Source organism: Flagellimonas crocea (assembly GCF_033441595.1).
Classification (GTDB): Bacteria; Bacteroidota; Bacteroidia; order Flavobacteriales; family Flavobacteriaceae; genus Flagellimonas; species Flagellimonas crocea.
On the sequence record NZ_JAUZVX010000003.1, the window covers coordinates 628,816 to 650,455 of the forward strand.

Sequence of the window (21,640 nt, forward strand, 5' to 3'; positions counted from 1 at the left end):
AAACCATGAAGAAAGAGCTTTTAGAATTTTGCCGGAAATATGTGGACGATAGAACTTCTCGTCTCAAAAAACAGAGCGATGAGCTCCAAGAATCCTTGGGTTCCGAAACCAAAAGCTCGGCAGGTGACAAGCATGAAACGGGGAGGGCCATGGTACAATTGGAACAGGAAAAACTGGGCCAACAACTACTGGAACTCGACACCACGCGAAGCATTCTCAACAAAATCAACATTGATAAAACATCAGTGAAAATATGCTTGGGTTCTTGGGTAAAAACCACAATGGCGGATTATTTTATCGCCATCTCCGCCGGGGCATTTAAAAAAGGTGATGGTATAATTTACTGTATTTCGGGCAATGCGCCCATTGCTCAATTGTTGTTGGGAAAGGAAAAAGGAGCGCGCTTTGTTTTTAATGGAAAAGAGCACACTGTCTTAGAGGTTGGTTAGGGGCCCTCTTCCACAAGCTCCATGTTCGATTTGTCCTTATGGAAAACGATGATGAGAAAAAGTATTCCAATAATGATCAAGAATACAATCTCTATCCGGGACAACATTTGATTCATCCCCAAAGATCTTTTGGATTGCTGTGTCAACTGTCTTCCTTCGGAAAGTTGGACCTCCGCCAGTTCGTCCAAGTTTCCACTGATACGGTTCAAAACGGATACGATTTCTTGTTTTACGGCCTCATTGCTTATTTCATCGTCCTCTAATTTTTTAAGCTCAGCATAATTCTCCTTGAGACTTGTTAAGTATAGTGACTCTTCCCGAGTAAGGTCGGTCCTTTCAAAATCGGCCAGAATCGTTGTTATTTCAGGATATTGGGGGATTTTGCCTTCGTTTACCGTATGGTTGGCCAAAAACAAGGCCTTTTTATGAAACAAGTTGTTCAGTCTATAAATATATTCCTGAACCACTAAGCGATCCTCAAAAACGGAGTCCACGCCGTGTTCTACCGTGCTAAAGTTTCGATTGTTCAACCGATTGGATGCGAGAACCAATAAAAAGGCGGCTGCAAGTACAAAACCTGCATGTATACGTTGCTTTATTGTTCTTTTTTTTGGCATCCTATTATGTTTTACATGTGAATTAAATGTAACTGCATGATATTAAAAATTTTACAGGGATGCAAATCCGCCCGGGCATTTGCTAACCATTTGAATTGAACAAACCTAATTGTTTGAAGCCGGGCGGAAATCATCAATCAACTACAGCACACTCAACTCGCCAGACTCAAGTGCGTTTTTTAAATCTGCTTTTACAACGGGGTGGCTGTTAAAAAATCTTTTGCCATCTGTTTTTTTGATCTTTACCACCAAAGTCCCGTCTTTCTTCTCTTTGATATCAGTCACCACAACCTTGTTCCCGACCACTCTTTTATAGTTGGCTATGCCTCCTTTTTTAATGATGAAATTGGCCCTGGGAAAATCGATATGCTGAAATTGTGGAGCGTCCGGGCGGCCAATTTCCAATATGTCACCAACTTTTACCTCTTGTGGGGATACGCTTTGCGCATTGATGTTGGTTGCCATTGCGAACAGAATTGCTAAAACTATTATTCTCATAACTATATATATTTAAGGTTTACAATTAATTTTCAGGTGCTTTTCTATACTTCAAAACTGGATGATAATTGGTGCGACTGTTCCACACCTACTATCTTGAAGGATTGAACATCGGACGGGAATCCAAATTGAATTTGATCCCCCACCGCCAGTCCTACCAAACTGGCTCCAAGCTTGCTCACTACGGAGACCATGTTTTCTTTAAGGTTTGCCCGGGTTGATGGAACCAATTCGAACTTCTGCTTTGTTCCTTGCGCAAATTCCACCGTGATCGTTGAATTCAACCGGACCACATCGTCGGGCATATCCTTCTCGTCCTCTACCAATGCCCGATCGATTCTTTCACCTAACTGTTCCAAGGCATCCTTATGGGCATAATCCTCATAGAACCTATGGAAGTTCAGTATTCGTTTTAGCGTTAGGTAATCCTTTTTCTCCATGATCAGGCTTCCGTATTTCATTTTCATTTCTTAACGGACGGGATACCAAAAAAATAGCATCCCAGCATTTTGCACAGTAAAGGGCAAAGCCTGTGCCATTTGGATATGTTACGACTGGTTTTTAATTTTATTAAACTGATTATCAATCAACTATAAATAAAATCATATTAAATAAAAGAAGTCGGTAGCGGGTAATTTTTACCCGGCCGGGGCAGAATGCCCCAGCGGTTATTTGAGTTTTTCGCGAAGTGTTTTTCGGTTGATCCCCAAAATTTCGGCAGCCTTGGTCTTGTTGCCTTGAACGGATAGAAGAACTTCCTGAATATATTCCCTTTCTTTTTCCTGAAGCGTTTTAAAACCCTTATCTGGAAAGTCGATTTTATACTTTAATTCATCGGGAAGGTGTTCCAATGTAATCTTGCCATCGCACATGATCACGGCGCGCTGCACCACATTTTCCAGTTCCCGGATATTCCCTGGCCATGAATATCGTTCCAGAACATCAAGAGCATCTTCGGTGATGCGGACAAAACGATCTTTGTACTCAATGCCGTACTTCTGCATAAATTTATCGACCAACAAAGTAATATCGGAAATACGTTCCCTGAGCGGTGGCACCTCTACGGTAACCACGGAAAGACGGTAAAAAAGGTCTTCACGAAAGGTTTTCTTTTGGATCAGCTCATACAAGTCGCTATTGGTTGCAGCAATGACCCTAACATCCAATTTTTCAGGTTTTTGCGAACCGATCTTGGTCACTTCTTTTTCTTGAAGCACCCTCAATAATCGATTTTGAACCGGTAGGCTGGCATTTCCAATTTCATCCAAAAAAATAGTGCCCTTGTGCGCCGCTTGGAAAAATCCATTACGGTTTTCGTTCGCGCCCGTAAAAGCACCCTTGGTGTATCCGAAAAGTTCGGCTTCCAACAAATTCTCGGGTATGGCCCCACAGTTCACAGCTATAAAAGGCGCCCGTGCGAATTTGCCCGAATAATGGATGGCCCGTGCCACTAGTTCTTTTCCCGTGCCGCTTTCTCCACGTACCAAAACCGTGGCGCGGTTGTCCCTTACCCGATCTATGATCTCGGTAACTTTTTGGAACGCTTCGGAATTCCCGATCATATCGGCATAGCCATTGCTGGGGATGGGTTTTACCGTTGATGTTTTAAAGGTTTCCTTTGCTTGCTTATGCGCCAAGGCTTTTTTTACGGCCATTTCGAGTTCGGCCTTTGTAAAAGGTTTGGTCAAATAATCGGTCGCCCCATGTTCGATTACGCTGGAGGCATCTTCAACGGAAGGAAAACCGGTCACCACCAACTTCGGCATATTTGGAAAATGTTCGGCCACATATTTCACCAATTGCAGCCCATCAATATCAGGCATATTGATATCGGTCACCAACAGGTCTATTTCAGTATCCTTTAAAATGTATAATGCCTCCTTTACCGAAATGGCCTTGTACGTGTGATAATCCATCGATTTTAAATGCCGTTGTAGCAGCTCCAAAATATCGATGTCGTCATCAACCAGCAATATGTTCTCCTTTTTCAACAAGGCGCTTACTTTTTTGGGAATTTTAATGTAAAGATAGTTCCTGTTGGGGTATTTGGCCTAACCGCAATACTCCCTTGGTGACTCTGTACAATGCCGTGCACTACACTAAGTCCCAATCCCGATCCCTCGCCCACGGGTTTGGTAGTAAAAAAGGGGTCGAAAATATGTGCTTTGGATGCTTCCGGTATACCAGGGCCTTGGTCGGCAATTTTTAAAATGACATTGTCTTTTTCCATCATCAAAGAAACGGAAATAACGCTTTTGGGCGGCGCAAAATAGATGGCGTTCACAATAAGATTGAAGACCACTTGGGTCAACTGGATTTTATCGATACGAAGTTCGATGGTGTCCTGGGAATGTTGAAATTCGCAGGCTACCTCATTTTGGCGCAACGTGGTCCGTAACATGTTGATGGCTTCCTCTATTACCTCTACCACATTGATGACTTCCCGTGTTTCGGGCATTTCGCAGGCAAAGAACATCAGCTTTTTGACCACTTCGCGAGAAAATATGGTGTTGGTGATGATCTTGTCCAAATCTTTGGACGCTTGTGGGTCATTGCTGACGCGCTCCTTCAACAACTCGGTGAAACCAAGAATATTGGCCAGTGGCGTATTGAGCTCATGGGCGATTCCGGCTGTGATCTCTCCCAGGATCCGCAGCCGATCGGATTGTTCCACTTGTCGGCGTATATGCTCTTCCTTTTCCTTGATTTCCTTCCGCTCCAACAGATTGCCCACTTTTAGGCACACATTGTCCAACAGTTGCTGTTCTTCCTCCAAAAAATCCTTGAGTTGGTACTTGGGGGAGGGATACCCCACTTTTATTTCACCCCTGGGTTTATTGAACACGGTGATGAACGACTCCAAAAACACGTAGTCTTCTCCTTTCTCCTCGGTCTTTATAAAATAATCAGAGTTGGACAAGAGCACATAAGTGTCCTCATTAAACTGCCAAGCACGCTGCAAACACTGTACAATGCCGAGCAATGCGGTTTCCATATCATCGTAATCGCAGTTGGCGATGAGAGATGTTACCTCGTACAAACAGGTAAGTTCCTTGATACGTTCCTTGAGCTTTTGTTCGGCAGTGAGCATGGTATTCTCCTTTGTAGCAAATTAGTGAATTCTTGGAACAAAGCTATACTATGATGCCACCTGTTGGTTGTGGCCCATCAACAAAAAACCCTTCCAGATCCAAGACCTGAAAGGGTTGACGAAATAAACATATCTTTATTCTGATTTAGTGGGAATTTAAGATACGTTTTACCAATTTTATTTAAATAACATCGGCACAAATTCCGATAGATAGATTCTCCAGTTGGACCATGTATGTCCGCCGGTACTTTCACGATAGGTGTAGTCAAAATCGTGTTTGTCCAGTTCATTTCGCATATCCACGACACTTTGGTACAAGAAATCATCCGTACCACATGCAATCCAATAAAGCTCAGGGTCGGCAGCTTTTAAAGCTTCTATTTGCTCTCCCCTTTTAGAATGATCGACCTCGATTCCAAAACGACTCAAATCAGCAAAGCCCATGCTCATGACACCAATGTAATCGAACAGCTCAGGGTTTTCAAAAGTGGTGTTCATGGTCTGTAAGCCGCCCATGCTCAATCCCGTCAAAGCACGGTTTTCTTTGTTGGGCTTTACTTTATAGTGTGATTCTATATAAGGAATCACATCGTTGACCAAACTTTTTTCGAACATCATATTGGCCATGCCTCCTGCGGGTTGTGTTGAGGGTTCCAGTTTGGGGCTTACCGTCAAAGCCGCGGCCTGGGTCGGGTTGCCATTGGTCATCACTACGATCATAGGTTCGGCTTTTCCTGAGTTGATCAAATTATCCAAGATATGGTTGGCAACCCCAAGGGTTGGCCACGCCTCTTCGTCTCCACCTCCACCGTGCAATAGGTACAGAACAGGATAGTTCTCGTTGCTGTCGGCATAGCCCGGTGGGGTGTAGACATACATTCTACGGGTTAGGTCCAAGGTCGGGGACTCGTACCAAACTTGGTGAACCGCTCCTTTGGGTCCTGTTTTGGCCCAATAAAGTTCGGACGCTTCGCCGGGAATGTACAACACGCTTTCCGTTCTAAATGCACCGTCGCGGGCTACCATCAAGTTTGCGGTATCCAAGGTGTTGACTTCATCCACCACAAAAGTGTAGCCGTAAAGTTCAGGCTCCAATGGTCCGACCGTGGTGGACCAGACACCGTTTTCTCCTTTGGTCAGCTCTACCGTTTTTCGGGTCATCGCCATTCCCTCGCCTACCATTGGCATCCAATTGCCGGATAAGACCACCTTTTCCGCCTTGGGCGCCTTAATTCTAAAAGTTACCGTGTTGTCATTGGCAATTTCAGGAGAGACCAGTCGCTCCATGGAACCAACTTCTTGGCCGATTGCAGCCAAGGGCAGGGTTAAGGCCACAAGCATCAATTGAATGCGGAACCTACTTAGTTTGTTTAATGTTTTTTTCATTCTGATTTTGTTTAGTTGTTGTTTATGTGTTGCTTTCAGTGAGTTGATTTTCAAAAGCGTTTAACGCTTGATTGCGTTGTAGTTACTCTTGAAAAAATCAAATTATCACTGTGGATGATATAACCAAGATACGGTATTTTTCTTTAATGTCACAAATTGAGACAATATAATATTTTGAACAGAAAGATGAGGCCGTTTCTGAAACATGGTCTGTGATTGATTAAAAGGTTATGATTGGAGCTCCAAGAATAAGGAGCTACATTAAATAGGTGGTTGAAAACTGGCCAAAAAGATGGAAGCGGATTCAACGAAAAGGTAAGTTATTGTCCACCCTTGCGCCACTATGGAAAAGCAGTTTTGGAAATCAAAGTATCCATAAGAATTATGTGGAAATAAAAAATCCGTAAAACATCTTTTTATCAATGAGTTACGGATTTTGATGTGGTCCCACCTGGAGTAATTTTTTTCTACACTGTTTTATAATCACCTAACATTCCGTATCTTATGCTATATAAGGGATAGGGAGAATGAAGGTGAACCAATTTTAGCATTCAAATTGTATTTATTTGCCCCCTGTTTTGCCCCCCTTTTTATCCATTTTAATCTAAATTAATTCAAATCATATTAATCTGCATTAAATGCAATTAACGTTCTCTACCCGTAACGATAAGCAAAACAAAGATGGAACTTTGCCCGTCAGGGCAACAATTACCTTTAAAGGGATAAGAATTAGAAAAAATATTGCAGGGGTAAAAGTATTGCCACGACATTGGAAGAATCAAAGAATCAAACCCAATACACAAAAAGAAGATTACAACAACCATATCGAATTCAATCTTAAGCTCGATGAGTTTAGGGAAAAGGTATTTACCGTTTTTCGTTACTTCCATCTGAACAATATCCCTTTCAGCGCAGAATTGATAGAAGAGAAGCTCGATGATAGATCATTCGGAGAAAATTCATTGGCCCCCAAATTTTTTGAAAGTTTCGATGAGTTCATTGAAACCAGCCGAACCATAAAAGCCCATGGCACCATAAAAAAATACAACACCGTCTCAGGGTTTCTAAAGGATTTTCAAAACGAGGTTTCCTACCAACTGCGTTTTGATAATATCAATATGGATTTCTATGAAAAATTTAGGGACTATTGTTTCAAGGAACGTAAAACCCTGAACAATTACTTCGGAAAACTGGTCTCTATCCTTAAGACTTTTATGAATTGGGCCTATGAGCGGGGTTATCACGATAATCTGGAATTTAAAAAATTTCGAAGGACCGAAGACAGTATTGAGGTAATCTATCTGACGATGGATGAATTGATGGCTCTGTACCGATTTGATTTTAAATCCAAAAAATATGCCCAGATAAGGGACATATATTGCTTTGGTTGCTTTACCGGGTTACGCTTTAGTGACATCATGAACCTTAAATCTTCAAATGTCTTTTCAGATCATTTGAAAATCACTATTGTAAAAACGAAGACCATTGACCAAAAAATTCCCTTGAACAAATATGCCAAAGAAATTCTGGACCGCTATAAGGGTACTATATACGAACCCCTTCCCACTATTTCCAATCAGAAATTCAATGAGTATATAAAAGAATGTTGTTCAAAAGCCAAAATAAATACCCAAATCACTATTACTAGATACATAGGGCAAAAGCGAATAGACAAAACTATGGCCAAACATGACCTGATAACCAGCCACACGGCAAGAAAAACATTTGTTACTAATAGTTTGGTCCTTGGTATGAAGGAAATGGTGGTCAGAAACATTACCGGACACAAGGACGAAGCTTCCTTTAAGCGCTATGTTGATATCGCCGAAGACTTTAAACAAAAGGAAATGGACAATACCTGGAATCTCGTGTAATAAGAAAACATCAAATGATATGACATCTTCCTATGACTATATTGCCCATAAAATACTTGCCAAGAACAAGTATACCTTGTTTTTGACCCTGCCGATAGTTTTCATAGCCCTACTGGTCTATTTGGGCATTTCACTTTGGGAATTGATGGCTTTTCCGGGGGCCAATCTGGAAAAATTCATAGTGGCCTTCCTTCTCATAAGCTTTGGCTGGGTTCTTTTTATATATTTCAGCGGTGTCCTTAAAGCTCCAAAGGATTTTAATGTCGTTAAATACTCCAATTGTTCAATGTCTCTTTATGAAGCTTTGGGCGAAACAGAAAAAAGGACGTTTCACAAATTCCTGATTAAATCCATAAAGGAGAAAGACATGGGCTTTGACAGTTATACGTGTGCATTTGAAACTTATCCAAAAATCAAAAGAACGCTCATCCAAGATCTTTCGTCCAAAAAGTTCAAAAGACGATTGTTATCGGAGCTCACTTTTGAAAGATTAAACAGTGAAATCAAAAATCAAAAGAAGAAGTCACTTTGGATCCGTTCATTTTTCAGTTATAAGATCGCCATGGAAAGAGCATTGGCCATAACGATGGAAAATGCGAGCGATGCTTCGGTTCTAAATTCCATGAAGGAGATACACAAAGCCTTGGCGATAAACATCAATATAGGTAGTAATGGTGTAACCCTTGATGCCAAAGGCTTAAAGGCAATGTTAATCGACATAAATCAAAATGTCACTTCCGTTAATCTGGAAAATCGGATTATCCTGAACGACAGAATCACTCAAAAGCAGTTTGCCCTTGTTCTCGACTCCTTTTGCAAACGATACCTCCCCAATTTAAACGCTAAAAAATTTACGGCCTGTTATACTGGATTTTCAGATTATGACCCTTGCAAATATAATTTGAGAAATATCTTTCAACCTTACTTTACCGAATTGTCCCAAGATGAAGTCTTAACCTTCATTGCCCTAATGAGGTACTTGATTATCAAAAGAGTTGTCAAAAGTTCAACAACCGAGAATTCACACCACAAATTGACTAGGGTCTTGGAAATATTCACCGAAAGCAATGGATTTTCCCGGCAAACATGGAGGAAGAACTTTTCGGAAGATTATCAATATAAAAGAACATTACCCAAAAATGTGCAAATAGAGGTCAACTCTTCCATTAATAGACTCCTCCCTACACTACAAACGTAAATCAAAGCTTATACAACTGATTTTCAATACACAGAAACCGCTTACCCGATTCCATAGGCAATCTGATTTAGCCCAATGTTACACCTAGTTTAGTTGATGAATTGATTGTTTCATTAAAATCTTCTAAACTATGTCAAATCCCATTCTATACGGCTTTACAAAAAAAGACCTTGAGAACACCATCGAATTGGTAATCAAAAGACTCCAGAGAACAAACCTCGCCAATGAATCGGTCATCCATTCAGAAGAGGACCGTCTGACCCAAAAGGAGGCTGCTAAATTCTTGGGGCGATCTGAACAGTGCCTTATCAAATGGAAGAAAAAGAACTTAATCCCCTATTATCAAATTGGGAATTCAATTTTCTATTCCAAAAAGGAACTATTGGAATGCGCGAGAAAAAATGGAAAGTTCCGTCGTGTATCAACAAAATGAGAGTGCCATGTCGAAAAGTATTCCATATGTCCGCATTGGCACGTCTTTCTATAAAATTGTAAAGTATCCTACCATATCAGGACATTTCAACGAGCAGTTGGTCCCTTGGAACGAGCATATCATCAAGCAGGACCATGGCAAGGACTATTTGGGTAAGGTACCCAAGTATGACGGATTCGCTTGCATTCCCTGTCATGTCGATTTCAAAAAGGAACACCATGGTTTCTACAATACATATTCCCCTTTGGTGCATGAACCGGAAGAGGGAAGTATAACAAGGACACGCAGCTTTTTGAAGCATATATTCGGAAACCAGCTGGAGCTGGGGATGGACTACCTGAAACTCCTCTATCAAAGACCGGTGCAGGTGCTCCCCATCCTCTGTCTGGTCTCCACCGAAAGGAACACTGGCAAAAGCACCTTCCTCAAATGGCTCAAGGAGATCTTTGGGAACAACCTGACCTACCTCACCAACGACAGCTTTGCAAGCCAGTTCAATGCGGATTGGGCCAACAAACTATTGATTTGTATTGACGAGGTGCTGTTCAACAAGGAGGAACTGACCGAGCGCATTAAGTACCTGAGTACCACCAACCGAAATAAATTGGAAGCCAAGGGAAAGGACAAAAGGGAAGTGGAATTCTTTGGAAAATTTATCCTCTGCAGTAATAACGAGGACAGTTTTATCAAGATCGATGCCCATGAGACCAGGTTCTGGGTTAGGAAGATTCCTTCACTTAAAAGAGAGGACACCGATTTCTTGGACCAGTTGTCCAAGGAAGTGCCCGCTTTTTTGGATTTCCTTTCAAAAAGGGAATACAGCACAAAACAAAGAACCCGAATGTGGTTCACAGCTAAACAGGTTTATACCCCTGCCCTTAAGAAGCTGGTGAACAATAACCGAAATAGGGTGGAGAAGGAACTGGCCAGTCTATTGCTGAGCGCCATGGAAAAGTTCGAGATGGACTCGGTGGACCTTTGTCCCATCGATGCCCTGCACATGCTCAACCGCACACGGGTCAAGACCGACCTGACCCAATTGAGGCGGTTGCTGAAAAAGGATTGGAAACTGGACAACCAGCCCAATTCAAACAAGTACCAAAAGATCACCATTTGGAACAACGGCGAGATCAACACCGAGGACGCCAAGGGAAGGTACTTTACCATAAAAAAGAATTTTTTGGTCCAAAATTTTGATGATTTGATGACAGATTGATATAAGCCCAGTGTTCATAAGGGTTTGGGCTGTCATCACTTTGTCATCATTCTGTCATCAAAATAAAAAATGATGACAGGGACAATGAAGAAAAAAACAAAAGTGATGAAACGATGACAAAATGATGACGGGGGAACAATCAGTATTTACAGGGTCTCCCAGAGGTTTGTCATCAAATCATCAAAAATCGATTAAAAACAGAACCATGAAAGAAAAGAGATTGGACTGCGAAAAAGCCCGCAACATTGACATCGTTTCCACGCTTGCCAATTTGGGGCACTTTCCAGTCCGGAAAACTGAAAAAGAAGCTTGGTTCCTCAGCCCGTTCCGGAGCGAGACCCAAGCCTCTTTCAAGGTGTCATTAAAGAAAAACTACTGGATAGATTTCGGGACCTTCGAGGGGGGCAGTACCATAGACCTGGTGATGAAAATGGAGAACTGTTCCGTAAGGGAGGCATTGGAACGATTGTCCGGGAACATGGGCCATTTTTCTTTTCACCGGCGGCCGAATCCAACCAAAACGGAATGTAAGGCCAACCCCATTAAAATCACCAAGGAAATGGATATTGAGCACGGGGCCCTGGAGACCTATCTGCGGTCCAGAAAAATCTCGACTACAACAGCCAGAAAGCTGTGCAAGGAAATCCATTATAAAATTTGTGGTCGGAAATACTTTACCCTCGGACTCCAAAACAGATCTGGAGGTTGGGAACTGCGGAACAGATATTGGAAAGGGTCCACTTCTCCCAAGGATGTTTCGATCATAGGGAATAGCTTTAAGAAATTGGTCATTACGGAAGGCATGTTCGATATGCTTACCCTATTGGAGCTGATGCCAGAAATCGGGAACGGCCATGACCTTTTGGTATTGAACACTACGGCCTTTGTAAAGCGGATGATTTCTGAAATAGAGGATTATGAAAACGTAGGGCTGTTTCTTGATAGGGACAAAACGGGAATGGGGATGACAGAACTTTTATTGGAAAAGTACCCGAACAGTAGGGATATGTCATCTCTCTATGGGAGTTTTAAGGACATCAACGAATGGAAGGTAAAAAGCGCGAAGGATGAAGTTCGGCAACGAATTCAAGATGTGTCATTGTCATGACAAATCTTGCTTTTGCTCCCGAAGGTCGCAAAAGATGATGTAAAAATGAAGAGGGAGTTTGTCCAGTTCCGGTGCTCGGTCTACGAGAAGAAACTGCTGAAGGTCAAGGCCCGGAAGAGCGGTCTTTCCATCAGTGAGTACTGCCGCCGTGCCGCTTTCGATGACCGTATCGTGGAGCGTATGACGGACGAACAGATAGAGGCCTATAAGCTATTGGTCAAATACCAACGAAATTTTAGGCTGATCACCAATATGTTCCGCAAGCGGAACCCCAGGATGGCCGAGGAAACGGCCCAGCTGGCCAAAGAGATACGACAACACCTTTTAAATTTCAGGAAATGATAGGCATGGGCAAATCCATATCGCACACTTCGGCCTCCATGAGCTACGGGATGAACCAGGAAAAGGGGTCTGAGATCATCCACAGCCAATATCTTGCCGGGGAGACCCCGAGGGAGATCACCGAGGAGTTCAAGGTCATCCAAGAACAGAACGAACTGTGCCGGAAGAACACGCTCAGCTTTGTGCTCAGTCCCACCATCGAGGACGGCAGGAAACTCGAAAGGGAGCAGCTCAAGGAAATGACGGAGCGGTTTATCAAGGAAATGAACCTCAAGCAGCATCAGGCCGTTGCCTTTGTCCATAGGGACAAGGAACATGTGCACGTCCATCTGTATGCCAACCGGATAAACTTTCAAGGGAAGGGCTATAACGACAGCTTTATCGGGAAGCGGAGCCAGCAAGTGGCCGAGCGGGTGGCCAAACAGATGGACCTTACCACCGTAAGGGAGGTACAGCAGGAAAAACTCTACCGGATGCAACATGTCCGCTCTGAAATGCAGAAGATCCATGAAAAGGTCATGTCCAGGGACCGCCCAAGGGACTTTGACCAGTATATCAAATCGATGGATCATAACAATGTAAAGGTCATTCCTAGCATCAATAGGCAGAACCAACTGCAGGGCTTCCGTTTTGAGTACAAGGGAACCAACCTAAAGGGAAGCGAAGTGCACCGGTCCATGTCCATGGGCAGGATCGCCCGTCAAATGAACTTTGAAAGGAACATGGCACAGCGGATTGCCAAGGGCAGGAGCATGCAGCTTTTAGGCAGGACAGTGAATGTCCCGACAAGTTTGACCCAGGCCATCATAAAGAAGACCATCAAATTGGCCATCAAGGTGGTCAGGGACACGGGAATAGGAATCTAAACATAACATCATGGCAAAACTGGATGAAATAGCGGAACTGTTGACAGAGGAGATCAACGGATTTGAAAAGAGTATCGGCCGATTGGAAAAGATTCATGAGGATTTCAAAAACCTTCCATTAAGGCCAGATACCAGCGAGTTAAATGCGCTTCTAGAGGAGTACGGCAACAATCAAAAAACCAATATTAAGGAACAACAAAGACTGATGGAAAGGATTCTTCATAAAGTAGAGCGGTCCGTTCTCTTGCCCAGTTGGGCCATAAAACTTACTTGGGGGTTGTTGGTCACGGTCCTGTTGGTCCTTGGTTTTTCAATCTATCAGGTATCAAGGATTTCCAAGAAAGAAGAGGCAGCATTCATCAAAGGTCAGGATGATGCAATTGAACACTACGGGACATTCTTTAAAGAAAGCCCAGAGGCAAAGGAACTGTACCAAAAATGGCTGCAGGGAAATGGCAAAAAGTAGGACAGCGCCCTATCCTATTTTTGTTCAACGCTTATCTTCCGGAACCTACAAAAATAGGCCAGGATCCATGCGTTGAAGTTGGGGTAAGGATTTGGGGTTTTTCTAAGCTGAAACCGTAATTTTGAGTAGACTTATCATATATTTGTTTGCGATTAACTACATTTATCATAAATTTACGCAAACAGATTTGAGGTGATAGGCCACGATATTTCAGACTATTTATATGAAATCCAAGCTCAAGGCAGGTATTCTGTTAGTCTGCATGAGCTTAGGGAACGCTTTGGCCCCAACGAAAAGGCGATAGCCCAAAAACTACACCGTTTAAAAAAGGAGAACAAACTTGCCCAGGTACGAAAGGAATTTTATGTAATTATCCCTCCTCATTATTCTCATATGGGAATATTGCCCACTACCTATTATTTAGATGATATGATGAATTTCCTTAATAGAGAATACTATCTTGGGCTATACTCTGCTGCTGCACTTCATGGCGCAGGACACCAACAGCCGATGCAATCGCAGATTATTATTAAAAAACCGGCACTTAGGGACATCAAGACCAAAAATCAACATTTAATATTTTTTACGAAAGGTTCTTGGAGGGGCGATTGGTTGGAGCAAAAGAAAACCGATGCCGGATATGTCTTGGTCTCAAGCCCTGAATTGACTGCTGTCGATTTAGTACATTATCATAAGCAAATAGGAGGATTAAATAGAGTGATTCCGGTTCTAGAAGAACTAAGCGAGAATTTTAAGTCATCAAGAATTTTAGCTATTGCCAAGGAATCATCCCTACCCACCTTACAGCGATTGGGCTATCTATTGGAGCAGTTGTCAGAAACTAAACTTGTAGATAATCTGTCCATTTTTTTAAGGGCAAATAAAACCAATACGGCTCCATTATCATTATCCCACAAAAACAAGAGTGGTTTCATGGATGATAAATGGAACTTGATCATTAATACTGAACTGGATTTTTCATGATACCGAGGAGATATATTACGGAATGGAAAGCAAACGCCCCTTGGCCTACCGATGCACAAGTGGAACAGGACTTGGTTATAGAACGCGCTTTGGTGGCCTTGTTCTCGGACCCATTTTTAAAGGAGCATGTAGCGTTTCGTGGTGGTACGGCCTTACATAAAATCTATTTGAAACCACAGGCCCGTTATTCCGAGGATATTGATTTGGTTCAGATAAAGGAGGGCCCCATAAAGCCCATTTTGCAAGCTATTGGAAAGCAGCTTGATTTTTTGGGAACCAAAAGAAATATTAAGCAGAATGTTAATATGAATACGGCGACCTACCGCTTTGAATCTGAAATCCCACCCGTTGTCAACATGCGTTTGAAGATTGAAATCAACACCCGAGAACATTTTACTGTCATGGGCTATACCGAGTTGGAGCATAGTATGGATAACGGATGGTTTTCTGGAAGCTGTACCATGAATTCCTTTTCTATTGAGGAGTTATTGGCAACGAAACTAAGGGCACTTTATCAACGTAGAAAGGGACGGGATCTGTTTGACTTGTACCATGCAATAAGCCTACTGGGAGTTGATACAGACAATTTAGTATCAATATACAAGCACTATATGGATTTCTCAAGAGGTCAATCACCAACACAAAAACAGTTCTTATTGAATATGGATGAGAAAATAGAGGATCCGGATTTTGGCGGGGATATCTATGCTTTGCTAAGACCTGGCATTGAATACGACCAAAGTAACGCTTACGAAATCATCAAAGATCAAATAATCTCAAAAATATAGGAATACTAATATGGCATGTGAGGAAAAACAGGTTCAAAATATAACCTTGAAGTTTATGCTAAATATTCTTGATGCCCCGTATTCGTTGTGAAGAAATAGGATAGTCTAAGAAGAATTAACGGGCTCAAAATCCAAAAAAAAACTATTTATCCAATAGCTTTTCCAAGTAAGCAACCTTATCTTTTTCCGCCTGAACAAGGCGCTCATAAAGCTCTTTGTTCTCTTCATAAGCCTCGACCAATTTATCCAAAGGATTAAAATTACAAATATTATAATGGCCAAAGTTGCTACTTGACACCTTATCATTAAAGGTGTTGAAATAGTTGATCATTGATTCCTCAGAAAAATTCTCAATAGCCTCCTTGGTAACCCCCAAGGCCTTGGCAATCTCTTCCAGTTTAGCATCATCCACCTTCTCACTGTTCTCTATGTTGGATACTGCCTGTTGGCTAATACCAAGTTCCTCGGCAAGCGTCTCTTGTTTCATCCCACGGAGTTCCCTGATCCTACTGATCTTTCTACCTATATGGTTGTTCTTGGTCTTTGTCTGCATATCTCAAATATAGGGTGTTTCGTACAATATACCGATTGTAAAATTCAAAACATGGATGCCACCTATCGGAATGAAGGTTTCATTGTAATCCATTCAACATATTCTTTAATGTTTCATTGTTTCCATCTAATTTTAACCCTTCTTCTATCAGGTCTATTGCTTTTATTTTATCCGATTCAGCAATCAAGGTCAATCCCTTTTTTAAGGATTCTCGATATTTATAGATAAAAACTTTTGAAAGTAAGCCCAGCGTGATAACATTTCTGTCATTAGCCAACAACTTTTGAGCGATTGATTCTGCTTCTGATAATTTTTCACTTTTTAAATAATAGTTTGCTTTTATGGATTGTAAAACATTGGTTTTATAGCCTTTTACTTTACGCTCGAGTACCTCTATATGTACTTTAGCTTCATCTAGATAACCTAAATCTAGGCAAGTGTCTGCTAGTGATAGCTTGGCATCTAAATAACTATCATCAATTTTTACGACTTCTGAAAAAAACCCATATGCCTCTTGGCTTTGGTTTTCCTCTGCCAAAAATCTACCTGCTCTAAAAAGAAAGTTTGGATTTTTTGGTTGGAATTTTAATACACTCATTATTTTATCGATTGCCTCAGGTTTTCTCCCCATTGACCATAAAATATCTGAATAAATGCTCAAAGCATATGGATCAGAGGGAGATGTTTCAAGTTTTCGTTCTATGAATGCTGCAGCTTCATCTAAACGGTCTTTTCTAAACAATAATTCACCCATGCTTTGTAATGCAGTTTCATGCTCATTAATTCTTATGGATGCCATAAAATATTTTTCTGCTTCATCTAAATAATCACCTCCCTTTTGATCATTTTCTATATATGCACGACCAATAGCATAATTAAATTTCGATAATCTATACTTATTATTTTCATGTTGCAGCAATTTATTTAGTATTTCAATCGATTCTTGCAATTTACCTATCCTTGATAAACATCTCGCCTTTGTGAATAGTATATCTTTATCATCTGGCCGAGATTCTAAAAAATCGTTGCAAAATAGTAGGGAGGTGGAATATTCCTGTCTTTGATATAATTTAATAGCTGCATCTTTCAGTTCGCCAATTAAGTCTCTTCTTAATTGATAACTTTCATTTTGCTTTCCACAGTAAAACAGTAATCTACAGGCATTTGTAAGCCAATACACATACATTTTATCTGTAGATTCGAGCTCTCGCAGATTTTGCTTTGCGATCTCTGAAAGTTTTTCCGTAAAAACTTTAAACTTTGGACTTGTTCTTGCTAGCCTAAGATAAAAGTCGTTCACAAGGGGATGTAAGAGCAATCCATTTCCATCAGTTTCGATAAGATTGTAGGACACCAAATTATCAATGAATTTGATATAATCATTCGGAGGCAAATCTAGGATATCATTTATATGCTTTGGGTTTAATGGATGCTCGAAGATTGCTAATATTGCTAATATTTCGATTTCTAATTGATTTAGTCTTGCTTTTGAAAGTATTTCCTCGGCAATATCAATTTTTAATTTATTTATAACCTGAATGTTATCGATAAGATAATCAGTTCCGTACTTTACTATAAATGGTGCCGCAAGCCTTCCTGCAAGAGGATAGCCATGTAATAGATGAGATATTTTAGTTAGTGATTTTTCCTCAAACTTTTTTGAAGGATCTGTTCTTTCCAATTCTGAACTTATAATTTGATTTAAATGGTTATTTGACAGTCCCTTTAGATATAAATTATCCGAATTTTTACTTTCAACATTATTTAGTAGTAACCATCTTGTGGATAAGAAAATTATTGGAAATCTGGTTAATATTTCTTTTTCCTTAAAATGGTCAATAATGCATAAAACATCTTCATTGGGAGCCCCGTTGTCATCTAGAATAGATTCCATTTTGTTGAAGACAATAAAATGACCTTTTGACAGAAGTGTTTCAATTGAGAGTAAGTTTAAAGCATTTAATTCTTTTTCAGTTGCACCATCTTTTGGCAATTCAACTTCGGCTTTGGAACAAAGTTCTAGAGTTAATCTGGAACCAAAATGAGCTGGGGATAATATTATTTCAGAGATTTCTGGATTGCTATAAGTTCTTTTTAATGTTTCCTTGATTAATGATGATTTACCAATACCAAAAAAACCAATAAGGGATATGAATTTAACGTTGGAGTCATAAAACATATCTTGTAGAGCAGTAATCTCATCATTTCTGTTTACAAATTGTCTTTTAAAGCTTCTAGCACCACCATTTAATGAATCAATAATTGAATTAATGATATTTTTAGAACTTGAAATATCAACTCTAAGAAAGGGCTTTAATCTTAGTGGAACTTGAACATCATCAATTCTTGCCACTATTAGACGATAATCTTCGTTCTCCAAATACTTGATTAATGCCATATTCAGCTCATATTTAACCCATGAGCTATCTATAGAATTCTTAGAAAGAATTATAAGGAAATTCTTTGACTCATCAATTCCCTCCTCAATTTTATCACTTAATACATCTCCAACATCTAAATCCCATGTGTCATACCATACATTTTGTTTCTGTAATTTATTGGTGATTTCGTTTACGAATTTTTTATCCTTACTTGAATGAGATATAAATGTCTTTCTTTTCATTTTCTACAAATTAAATTATAACTGTTCTTATACCTACTAAAAGATAGTTGGCATTAAATTTCATCAAGGGGAATTTTATTGATGACTAATTTAATAAAATACAAGCGGCCATGGTGGGGTACTGGATAATATGGACTATTTGTCCCCAAAGCAGACTTTATAAAAAATATGGAGGAAACTATGATTACTATAACGAGTAAATGGCAAAGGGTGTCCCAGCGACTTAAAATTTTTAACTCTCGTCTTTTGATTAAGGTTCTCCAAAAAAGAATATTTCATTAGAAAAAACTTTGAACACAGAACTTTGTGTGACTTCTCCACACTCCATTTGTTATAAGAAAATTCCTTATTAGTGACTTTATTAATTGTTAAACTGGAGTGTTATATCTATTTTGGTAGTCAACCAAACTGTCAAATTATTTATGCCAGATTGCACCGAATGTGGAGCTTTCACTAAATTCAATAACGGACTTTGTTCTAATTGTTATTCCAAAGCCAATGGGAATCCTTGGGTTTCCGGAGTAATCAAAGGCAGGATTGCCGAAACCATTGTGGAACAACTTTTTATCTCCTTAGGCTTCCAGGTTTACAAATATGGTATGGAAAATACCATTCCTGGTATTTCAGAATTATTGAAATGTGTTAGAAGCGATGTTTCTACCAACATCCGTCAAATGCCCGATTTTGTAGTCTTTAAGGATAAAGATGCTCACTTTATTGAGGTTAAGTTTAGAAAAAATGGTTGTTTGTCATTAAGGGATATTGAAAAATATGGAGATTATCCTTTTGAGAATGCTTTGTTCGTCTTACTTTCCCAAAAACACATTAAGTGCATCTCATATAAAGAGTTGAAAGAAGGTAAGGAAATCCATGAAAAATGCAGAAATTGGTTGGGCAACCGTAAAGAATTTGAAACAGACAAAGACCTAATCATTGATTATTGCAAGTATGCTATCAAGTTTTTTGAAAATGTGGAATAAATGAACCAAGTAAAATCTAAAAAACGAGTAACCGACCACGGGGAGGTTTTTACTTCTGAAAAAGAAGTGAATGCCATGCTCGACTTGGTAAAACAAGAAACAGAGCGAATAGATTCTCGTTTTCTGGAACCCGCTTGCGGGAACGGGAATTTCTTAGCGGAAGTCTTGCGAAGAAAATTGGCAGTAGTAGAAACTAAATACAAAAAGAATCAACTTGATTATGAGCGATATGCCATCATTGCCATTTCAAGCATTTATGGCGTGGATATTTTGGAAGACAACGCTCAAGAATGCCGAAAACGGCTTTTTAAAATATTTGATGAGCAATACACCAAACTCTACAAAAACGAGTGCAAAGATGAATGCCGTAACTCAGTGAATTATTTGCTTAAAAGAAATATCCTTTGGGGCGATGCTTTGGACTTTACCAATCCCGTGACGAAAGAACCCATTGTTTTCTCAGAATGGTCTGCGGTAAATGGCAGTATGCTTAAAAGACGTGATTACGTTTTCAAATTCTTGGTGGAGAAAACACACCAGTTTTCCATGTTTAATGACGAAGGTAATCCTGCGGCTATTGATGAACCTGTAAAAGATTATCCTGTTATGCACTTTTTAAAATTGGCAGACTATGATAGAGATTAATTACAATCCAGACGTGCTTTCTTGCCTTGCCAATTTGAGCAATGACGAAGTGTTTACACCGCCTAAATTGGTGAACGAAATTTTGGATATGCTGCCACAGGAGTTGTTCCAAAGCAAGGCAACTACCTTTCTAGACCCGGTAACTAAAAGTGGGGTGTTTTTGCGGGAGATTGCCAAGCGACTGAATGACGGACTTAAAGACCAAATTCCCGACCAGCAGGAACGCATTGACCACATTTTTAGCAAGCAGTTGTACGGTATAGCAATTACCGAACTTACCTCTTTATTGGCAAGGCGCAGTGTGTATTGCACCAAAAAAGCCAATGGCAAATACTCGGTATGTACCAGGTTTGATACAGAAGAAGGCAATATAAAATATGACCGTTTGCAACACACTTGGCAAAACGGGAAGTGTGTATTCTGTGATGCAACCGAAGAAGTGTACAGCCGTACAGACGATTTAGAAACCTACGCTTATCAGTTTATCCATACCGATAAGCCTCAAAATATTTTCAGTATGAAGTTTGACGTAATCGTAGGCAACCCTCCCTACCAGTTGAGTGACGGAGGTGCTGGTGCTAGCGCAAAGCCTATCTATAACAAGTTTGTTCTCCAAGCAATCAAACTGAATCCCCGATTTTTATCAATGATTATACCCGCAAGGTGGTATACTGGAGGAAGAGGTGTCGATGATTTCAGAAAAGAGATGCTTAATGACAAACGAATAAGAATACTACATGACTTTCCTCGTGCATCTGATTGTTTTCCAGGTGTAGAAATCAAAGGAGGGGTCTGTTACTTTCTGTGGAATAGAGATCAAATGGGTAAATGTCAGGTAAATACACACCAAGGAGATCAAATAACTTCTACCGCTAATAGGTACCTTTTGGAAGAGGGAACCGATGTCTTCATAAGGTATAACCCCTCAATATCAATTCTAAAGAAAGTTGAAAATCAAAAAGAGAACAGTTTCGCTCGCCTTGTAAGTGCGAATGACCCTTTTGGCTTTGATGTTAGAGAGGATAATAGCTTCAAAAGAGTCAAACCAAAATTTAAGCTGAAGGAGGAATCTGGTACGATTAAGTTTTATTACGGTGGTTACGAAAAAAAAGGAATGGGGTATATTAATCCTGATTTTGTGCGTAAAAACAATTCTTGGATAAAAGAAAACAAAATTTACATTTCAAAAGCATACGGTGCAGGCGAAACTTATCCACACCAAATAATTAATCGACCGATACTTGGTCCAAAGAACTCGTGTTGCTCTGAAACCTACATTGTAATTGGGCCATTTGCCAATGCCAAAGTTTGTGAGAATGTTATCTCGTACATAAGAACTAAATTTTTTAGGTTTTTGATTTCCCTAAAAAAAATCACCCAGGAATCCAGAAGCAAGGTTTACACATTTGTTCCTATTCAGGATTTTAATGAGTCTTGGACAGATGAAAAGCTCTACGCTAAATATGGAATAACACAGGAAGAGCAAGATTTCATTGATTCACTAATTCGACCAATGGAATAAT

General features: G+C 40.2%; 22 protein-coding genes. 14 read left to right on the forward strand and 8 right to left on the reverse strand.

Translation table 11 applies throughout. The annotated features are described in order from the left end of the window. The first annotated feature begins 5 nt into the window (after nucleotides 1-5). Nucleotides 6-449, forward strand: coding sequence for a 3-oxoacyl-ACP synthase (locus SD449_RS12230; protein ID WP_318310941.1), 444 nt, complete (start codon nucleotides 6-8; stop codon nucleotides 447-449). Here SD449_RS12230 and SD449_RS12235 read toward each other — a convergent pair. The 6 genes from SD449_RS12235 to SD449_RS12260 form a co-directional block, all read right to left on the reverse strand. Beyond that, nucleotides 446-1,066: an MCP four helix bundle domain-containing protein gene (locus tag SD449_RS12235; RefSeq protein ID WP_318310942.1), complete on the reverse strand. Its 621-nt coding sequence runs from the start codon at nucleotides 1,064-1,066 to the stop codon at nucleotides 446-448. The genes SD449_RS12230 and SD449_RS12235 overlap by 4 nt on opposite strands. 141 nt (nucleotides 1,067-1,207) lie before the next feature. After that, the gene (locus SD449_RS12240; RefSeq protein WP_318310943.1) at nucleotides 1,208-1,564 is read right to left on the reverse strand and encodes a hypothetical protein; all 357 of its coding nucleotides are present in this window, start codon (nucleotides 1,562-1,564) and stop codon (nucleotides 1,208-1,210) included. A 44-nt stretch (nucleotides 1,565-1,608) separates the two neighbouring features. Next, on the reverse strand, nucleotides 1,609-2,025 hold the full coding sequence (locus SD449_RS12245; RefSeq protein WP_318310944.1) for a GreA/GreB family elongation factor: 417 nt from the start codon (nucleotides 2,023-2,025) through the stop codon (nucleotides 1,609-1,611). Between the two features lie 207 nt (nucleotides 2,026-2,232). Further along, nucleotides 2,233-3,558 carry a sigma-54-dependent transcriptional regulator gene (locus SD449_RS12250; protein ID WP_318310946.1) on the reverse strand — a complete coding sequence of 442 codons (1,326 nt, stop codon included), beginning with the start codon at nucleotides 3,556-3,558 and terminating at the stop codon, nucleotides 2,233-2,235. Between the two features lie 5 nt (nucleotides 3,559-3,563). Beyond that, complete coding sequence (locus tag SD449_RS12255; RefSeq protein ID WP_318310947.1) at nucleotides 3,564-4,655, reverse strand: sensor histidine kinase; 1,092 nt, start codon at nucleotides 4,653-4,655, stop codon at nucleotides 3,564-3,566. Between the two features lie 177 nt (nucleotides 4,656-4,832). Continuing rightward, nucleotides 4,833-6,041, reverse strand: coding sequence for an esterase (locus SD449_RS12260; protein WP_318310948.1), 1,209 nt, complete (start codon nucleotides 6,039-6,041; stop codon nucleotides 4,833-4,835). 638 nt (nucleotides 6,042-6,679) lie between these two features. Here SD449_RS12260 and SD449_RS12265 point away from each other — a divergent pair. From SD449_RS12265 to SD449_RS12310, 10 genes are all read left to right on the forward strand, one after another. Beyond that, nucleotides 6,680-7,915: a site-specific integrase gene (locus tag SD449_RS12265; RefSeq protein WP_318310950.1), complete on the forward strand. Its 1,236-nt coding sequence runs from the start codon at nucleotides 6,680-6,682 to the stop codon at nucleotides 7,913-7,915. A gap of 19 nt (nucleotides 7,916-7,934) precedes the next feature. Beyond that, the gene (locus SD449_RS12270) at nucleotides 7,935-9,113 is read left to right on the forward strand and encodes a hypothetical protein (RefSeq protein ID WP_318310951.1); all 1,179 of its coding nucleotides are present in this window, start codon (nucleotides 7,935-7,937) and stop codon (nucleotides 9,111-9,113) included. Nucleotides 9,114-9,243: 130 nt separating this feature from the next. Beyond that, nucleotides 9,244-9,546 carry a helix-turn-helix domain-containing protein gene (locus SD449_RS12275; RefSeq protein ID WP_119647448.1) on the forward strand — a complete coding sequence of 101 codons (303 nt, stop codon included), beginning with the start codon at nucleotides 9,244-9,246 and terminating at the stop codon, nucleotides 9,544-9,546. 7 nt (nucleotides 9,547-9,553) lie between these two features. Further along, nucleotides 9,554-10,762, forward strand: coding sequence for a primase-helicase family protein (locus SD449_RS12280; protein ID WP_318310955.1), 1,209 nt, complete (start codon nucleotides 9,554-9,556; stop codon nucleotides 10,760-10,762). A 205-nt stretch (nucleotides 10,763-10,967) separates the two neighbouring features. Then, nucleotides 10,968-11,870, forward strand: coding sequence for a CHC2 zinc finger domain-containing protein (locus tag SD449_RS12285; RefSeq protein ID WP_318310957.1), 903 nt, complete (start codon nucleotides 10,968-10,970; stop codon nucleotides 11,868-11,870). A 12-nt stretch (nucleotides 11,871-11,882) separates the two neighbouring features. Next, nucleotides 11,883-12,212, forward strand: a complete 330-nt coding sequence (mbpA, locus tag SD449_RS12290) for a mobilization protein MbpA (protein ID WP_318310959.1) — start codon at nucleotides 11,883-11,885, stop codon at nucleotides 12,210-12,212. A gap of 5 nt (nucleotides 12,213-12,217) precedes the next feature. After that, complete coding sequence (locus SD449_RS12295) at nucleotides 12,218-13,078, forward strand: relaxase/mobilization nuclease domain-containing protein (RefSeq protein ID WP_318310960.1); 861 nt, start codon at nucleotides 12,218-12,220, stop codon at nucleotides 13,076-13,078. A 10-nt stretch (nucleotides 13,079-13,088) separates the two neighbouring features. Continuing rightward, the gene (locus tag SD449_RS12300) at nucleotides 13,089-13,544 is read left to right on the forward strand and encodes a DUF6730 family protein (protein WP_318310962.1); all 456 of its coding nucleotides are present in this window, start codon (nucleotides 13,089-13,091) and stop codon (nucleotides 13,542-13,544) included. A gap of 192 nt (nucleotides 13,545-13,736) precedes the next feature. Continuing rightward, nucleotides 13,737-14,528, forward strand: coding sequence for a type IV toxin-antitoxin system AbiEi family antitoxin domain-containing protein (locus SD449_RS12305; protein ID WP_318310963.1), 792 nt, complete (start codon nucleotides 13,737-13,739; stop codon nucleotides 14,526-14,528). Next, nucleotides 14,525-15,316, forward strand: a complete 792-nt coding sequence (locus SD449_RS12310) for a nucleotidyl transferase AbiEii/AbiGii toxin family protein (RefSeq protein ID WP_318310965.1) — start codon at nucleotides 14,525-14,527, stop codon at nucleotides 15,314-15,316. The genes SD449_RS12305 and SD449_RS12310 overlap by 4 nt, the downstream gene beginning before the upstream one ends. Before the next feature lie 142 nt (nucleotides 15,317-15,458). Here SD449_RS12310 and SD449_RS12315 read toward each other — a convergent pair whose 3' ends face one another. Beyond that, a complete protein-coding gene (locus SD449_RS12315) occupies nucleotides 15,459-15,869 on the reverse strand; it encodes a helix-turn-helix domain-containing protein (RefSeq protein WP_318310967.1) in 411 nt (136 codons plus the stop codon). Between the two features lie 79 nt (nucleotides 15,870-15,948). Continuing rightward, nucleotides 15,949-18,492 (reverse strand): TIR domain-containing protein, encoded by a 2,544-nt coding sequence (locus SD449_RS12320; protein ID WP_318310969.1) that lies wholly within the window; start codon nucleotides 18,490-18,492, stop codon nucleotides 15,949-15,951. Nucleotides 18,493-18,914: 422 nt separating this feature from the next. Between SD449_RS12320 and SD449_RS12325 the strand changes: the two genes are divergently transcribed. The 3 genes from SD449_RS12325 to SD449_RS12335 are packed head-to-tail and all read left to right on the forward strand — an operon-like array spanning nucleotide 18,915 to nucleotide 21,639. After that, nucleotides 18,915-19,472: a hypothetical protein gene (locus tag SD449_RS12325; protein ID WP_318310971.1), complete on the forward strand. Its 558-nt coding sequence runs from the start codon at nucleotides 18,915-18,917 to the stop codon at nucleotides 19,470-19,472. After that, entirely contained in the window at nucleotides 19,473-20,117 is a 645-nt protein-coding gene (locus SD449_RS12330) for a DNA methyltransferase (RefSeq protein WP_318310973.1), read from the forward strand. Beyond that, on the forward strand, nucleotides 20,104-21,639 hold the full coding sequence (locus SD449_RS12335) for an Eco57I restriction-modification methylase domain-containing protein (RefSeq protein ID WP_318310975.1): 1,536 nt from the start codon (nucleotides 20,104-20,106) through the stop codon (nucleotides 21,637-21,639). Before SD449_RS12330 ends, SD449_RS12335 begins: the two co-directional genes overlap by 14 nt. Nucleotide 21,640 lies beyond the last annotated feature (1 nt).

Bases quoted from the DNA above. Each gene is read 5' to 3' on its own strand.
- SD449_RS12325 (WP_318310971.1), top strand. From the start codon at position 18,915: ATGCCAGATTGCACCGAATGTGGAGCTTTCACTAAATTCAATAACGGA.
- SD449_RS12270 (WP_318310951.1), top strand. From the start codon at position 7,935: ATGACATCTTCCTATGACTATATTGCCCATAAAATACTTGCCAAGAAC.
- SD449_RS12320 (WP_318310969.1), bottom strand. From the start codon at position 18,492: ATGAAAAGAAAGACATTTATATCTCATTCAAGTAAGGATAAAAAATTC.
- SD449_RS12330 (WP_318310973.1), top strand. From the start codon at position 19,473: ATGAACCAAGTAAAATCTAAAAAACGAGTAACCGACCACGGGGAGGTT.
- SD449_RS12315 (WP_318310967.1), bottom strand. From the start codon at position 15,869: ATGCAGACAAAGACCAAGAACAACCATATAGGTAGAAAGATCAGTAGG.
- SD449_RS12335 (WP_318310975.1), top strand. From the start codon at position 20,104: ATGATAGAGATTAATTACAATCCAGACGTGCTTTCTTGCCTTGCCAAT.
- SD449_RS12275 (WP_119647448.1), top strand. From the start codon at position 9,244: ATGTCAAATCCCATTCTATACGGCTTTACAAAAAAAGACCTTGAGAAC.
- SD449_RS12255 (WP_318310947.1), bottom strand. From the start codon at position 4,655: ATGCTCACTGCCGAACAAAAGCTCAAGGAACGTATCAAGGAACTTACC.
- SD449_RS12310 (WP_318310965.1), top strand. From the start codon at position 14,525: ATGATACCGAGGAGATATATTACGGAATGGAAAGCAAACGCCCCTTGG.
- SD449_RS12235 (WP_318310942.1), bottom strand. From the start codon at position 1,066: ATGCCAAAAAAAAGAACAATAAAGCAACGTATACATGCAGGTTTTGTA.
- SD449_RS12295 (WP_318310960.1), top strand. From the start codon at position 12,218: ATGGGCAAATCCATATCGCACACTTCGGCCTCCATGAGCTACGGGATG.
- SD449_RS12260 (WP_318310948.1), bottom strand. From the start codon at position 6,041: ATGAAAAAAACATTAAACAAACTAAGTAGGTTCCGCATTCAATTGATG.
- SD449_RS12280 (WP_318310955.1), top strand. From the start codon at position 9,554: ATGTCGAAAAGTATTCCATATGTCCGCATTGGCACGTCTTTCTATAAA.
- SD449_RS12240 (WP_318310943.1), bottom strand. From the start codon at position 1,564: ATGAGAATAATAGTTTTAGCAATTCTGTTCGCAATGGCAACCAACATC.
- SD449_RS12230 (WP_318310941.1), top strand. From the start codon at position 6: ATGAAGAAAGAGCTTTTAGAATTTTGCCGGAAATATGTGGACGATAGA.
- SD449_RS12245 (WP_318310944.1), bottom strand. From the start codon at position 2,025: ATGAAATACGGAAGCCTGATCATGGAGAAAAAGGATTACCTAACGCTA.
- SD449_RS12285 (WP_318310957.1), top strand. From the start codon at position 10,968: ATGAAAGAAAAGAGATTGGACTGCGAAAAAGCCCGCAACATTGACATC.
- SD449_RS12300 (WP_318310962.1), top strand. From the start codon at position 13,089: ATGGCAAAACTGGATGAAATAGCGGAACTGTTGACAGAGGAGATCAAC.
- SD449_RS12265 (WP_318310950.1), top strand. From the start codon at position 6,680: ATGCAATTAACGTTCTCTACCCGTAACGATAAGCAAAACAAAGATGGA.